Genomic DNA, 2680 nt, shown 5'->3' with positions numbered 1-2680 from the left:
GCGCGCGCGCTGCGGCCACCCGGTCGCTGCCCACGGCCACCGGCGCGCCGCTGCGCAGATGGATCAGCAGCGGCTCGTCGCCGACCTCGGCAGCGGTGCTGGCGCGATCCACCAGCCGCAGCTCGTCGTTGTCGCGCCCATAGCCGCGCGAGATCACGCCGGCCGCAATGCCCTGGGCCTGCAGCAGCCGCAGCAAGGCCAGCGTCGTGGGGGTCTTGCCGGCTCCGCCGACGATCCAGTTGCCGACCACGATGACCGGCACCGGCAAGGCCTCGGCACGCCGCAGGCCGAGCCGGTAGAGCAGGGCGCGGATCTCGATCAGCAGCCCGTAGATCCAGCCCAGCGGACGCAAGGCCTGGGCCAGCGGCCCGCCTTCTTGCCAGGCCCGCTGCAGGCGCTCGGCGAAGCTCATCGGGCTACTTCGCGGCGTCGCCCTGGGCGGCAAAGGTCAGGCGGTTGAGTCCGGCGCGGCGGGCCGCGTCCATCACGTTGACCACGGCCTGGTGGGCCGCATTGGCATCGGCCGAGATGATGATCATGGTCTCGGGCTGGCCGGCGCTGGCCTGTTGCAGCGCGGCCGCCAGCAGCTCGGGCGTGCGGCCCTCGACGGCCTGGCGGTTGACTGCATAGCGGCCGTCGGCCGAAATGGCGACGATGATCTCGCGCGGCCGCTCCTGCAGTTTGTCGGCATTGGCCGTCGGCAGCGTGACCTGCAGCTCGGTGAAGCGGGAATAGGTGGTCGACAGCATCAGAAAGATCAGGATCACCAGCAGCACATCGATGAAGGCGATCAGATTGATCTCGGGCTCGTCGGCCTTGCGCTGGCGGAACTTCATGGGCCGCTGCGCACCACCGGCTGTGCCGGGGCGGCTTGGGTGAAGCGCGTCAGATGGTTCATGAAGCGCTCGCTGGCCTGCTCCAGCTCCAGCACATAGCCCTCGACCAGGCCACGGAAGTAGCGATAGCACATCAGCGAGGGGATCGCGATGATCAGGCCGAAGGCGGTGTTGTAGAGCGCGATTGAGATGCCGTGGGCCAGCTGTGCGGGGTTGGCGCCGCTGGGGCTCTGGCTGCCGAAGATCTCTATCATGCCGACCACCGTGCCCAGCAGGCCCAGCAGCGGCGCGGCCGTCGCGATCGTGCCCAGCGTGTTCAGATAGCGCTCGAGCTTGTGGATGGCGGATCGGCCGGCCAGCTCGAAGGTCTGGCGCAGCCTGGCGTCGGGGATGCGCGGATCGGCGATCACCGCGCGCAGCCCGCTGGCCAGCAACTGGCCCAGCACCGAGTTCTCGGCCAGCTTGTTGACGATCTCGGCGCTGGGCAGGTGCTGGTTGGTCACGCTGAGCACCTCATCGAGCAGGGTGGGCGGCGCGATGCGCGCGCTGCGCAGGCTGGTCAGCCGCTCGATGACCAGGGTCAGTGCCACGACGGAGCACAGGAGCAGGGGCCAGATCGGCCAGCCGGCGGCTTGTATGATCGAAAACAAAGGCGCTCCCTCTTGAGAAGACAGGGCCGACCGTCAACCGGCCCGCCGCGATGCGCGCGATTAGGGCCCGAAGGCGGGCCGGCTTCGGCAGTCTCGGCGTCAGGTCTTGCCCGCAGATCCAAACAGTCCACTTTCGCTGTGGATAACTTTGTGGGCAAGCCGGCCCGGTGGCCCGCCGAGGCCCGAAAAATCAAGGGCTTGGATAAATTGCTCAATTTTTAGGCATGAAAAAACACTTGAAAAACAAGCGTTTATGCGCGTGTGTCAAATCTGTGACGCGCCGGATAGTCCGCCAGGCCCCATCCGGCGCGGCTGTGGAGTTCTACCCCCGCGCCAGCCTTGGGTTTGCGCATGATTGATGCCCTGCAAGCCGCACCACGCCGCATGGTCTGGGGGGTCGCGGCCCTGCTGCATGCGGTCTCCGATGCCTTGCAGACCCGCTTTGCGGTCTGTGTCGTGCAGGGCGAGATCTCGGGCTTCACGCGGGCGGCCAGCGGGCACTGCTATTTCAGCCTGAAGGACGCCGAGGGGCAGAGCGCGCTGCTGCGCTGTGCGATGTTCCGCCGTGCCACCGCGCTGCTGGACTTCGCGCCCGGTGACGGCCAGCTGGTCGAGCTGCGCGGCCGGCTGACCCTGTATGAGCCGCGCGGCGAGCTGCAGTTTGTCGTCGAGAGCATGCGCCGCGCCGGCGCCGGTGCGCTGTACGAGCAGTTCCTGCGCCTGAAGGCCCAGCTGGAGGCGCTGGGCTTTTTCGCGGCCGACCGCAAGCGCGCGCTGCCGGCCTTCCCGCGCCGCATCGGCGTGATCACCTCGACCGCCGGCGCCGCCCTGCACGATGTGCTGACGGCGCTGCGCCGCCGTGCGCCGCAGGTCGAGGTCATCGTCTATCCGAGCCCGGTGCAGGGCGCCGAGGCGCCGCCGGCCCTGGTGCAGGCCGTGCTGACGGCCAATGCGCGCGCCGAGGTCGATGTGCTGCTGCTGTGCCGTGGCGGCGGCTCGCTGGAAGACCTGTGGGCCTTCAATGACGAGCGGGTGGTGCGGGCGGTGGCCGAGTCGGGCCTGCCGGTGGTCTGCGGCGTCGGCCACGAGACCGATGTGACCCTGTGCGATCTGGCCGCCGACCTGCGCGCCCCCACCCCCACCGCTGCCGCCGAGCTGGCCGCACCGGCCCAGGCCGGCGAGCTCGCCCGGCTG

4 protein-coding genes are annotated in these 2680 nt (G+C 69.3%); 1 reads left to right on the top strand and 3 read right to left on the bottom strand.

Annotation, left to right across the window (positions count from 1 at the left end; all coding sequences use genetic code 11):
* From lpxK to PO768_RS27100, 3 genes are all read right to left on the bottom strand, one after another.
* Window positions 1–412 (bottom strand): tetraacyldisaccharide 4'-kinase (lpxK, locus tag PO768_RS27110; protein WP_272648542.1); only part of this gene is annotated, 412 nt, incomplete at its 3' end.
* Window positions 413–416: 4 nt separating this feature from the next.
* Window positions 417–836, bottom strand: a complete 420-nt coding sequence (locus PO768_RS27105; RefSeq protein ID WP_262968466.1) for an ExbD/TolR family protein — start codon at window positions 834–836, stop codon at window positions 417–419.
* A complete protein-coding gene (locus tag PO768_RS27100; protein WP_137942220.1) occupies window positions 833–1486 on the bottom strand; it encodes a MotA/TolQ/ExbB proton channel family protein in 654 nt (217 codons plus the stop codon). The genes PO768_RS27105 and PO768_RS27100 overlap by 4 nt, the downstream gene beginning before the upstream one ends.
* Window positions 1487–1837: 351 nt before the next feature.
* Between PO768_RS27100 and xseA the strand changes: the two genes are divergently transcribed.
* On the top strand, window positions 1838–2680 hold an 843-nt coding region (gene xseA, locus PO768_RS27095; protein WP_272648541.1), incomplete at its 3' end, for an exodeoxyribonuclease VII large subunit.

This window comes from Paucibacter sp. XJ19-41, assembly GCF_028462495.1.
In the GTDB taxonomy this organism is placed as follows: domain Bacteria; phylum Pseudomonadota; class Gammaproteobacteria; order Burkholderiales; family Burkholderiaceae_C; genus Roseateles_E.
This window is presented reverse-complemented; position numbering and strand designations above follow the sequence as displayed.